This is a genomic window from Flavobacterium sp. EDS, from assembly GCF_020991525.1.
Classification (GTDB): Bacteria; Bacteroidota; Bacteroidia; order Flavobacteriales; family Flavobacteriaceae; genus Flavobacterium.
In genome coordinates this window covers 1-487 of record NZ_JAJMOZ010000053.1, presented here as the reverse complement: position 1 = coordinate 487, position 487 = coordinate 1, and the positions used below count along the sequence as shown (strand labels likewise).

Here is a 487-nt window from a genome sequence, read left to right as displayed (position 1 = left end):
CTGTAATGTAATGTCTAATGTTCCAACTTGCGTAATCCAATTTGGAATAGCAGTATCTTCAACAGTGATTACTTGTGTAAATGTATCCGAAATATTACCACAACTGTCAGTTGCTGTCCATGTGTTAGTGTATGTTCCTGTACTTCCACAAACTCCTCTTTGGAAAATACCAGTAGTTTTTGTATAAGTCACCGTTCCACCACAATTATCAGTAGCAACTGGGGCACTCGCTTGTGCAGTTGTTAATCCAGCAGTATCACTGCACTCAAGCGTTACATCAAGCGCAGTTGGAGCCGTTGTCCATGCTGGCGCAGTGGTATCTTGAATAGTAATTACTTGTGTAAATACAGTTGATATATTAGTACAAAGATCAGTAGCTGTCCAAGTATTAGTATATGTTCCAGAGTTTACACAGTTGCCTTGAGCAAAAGTTCCACTTACTTTAGTATACGTTACTGTTCCACCACAATTATCAGTAGCAACTGGG

1 pseudogene is annotated in these 487 nt (G+C 39.6%); it reads right to left on the bottom strand.

The features are described from left to right. Positions 1-487: pseudogene (locus LPB87_RS20640) on the bottom strand (hypothetical protein); the annotation flags it as partial.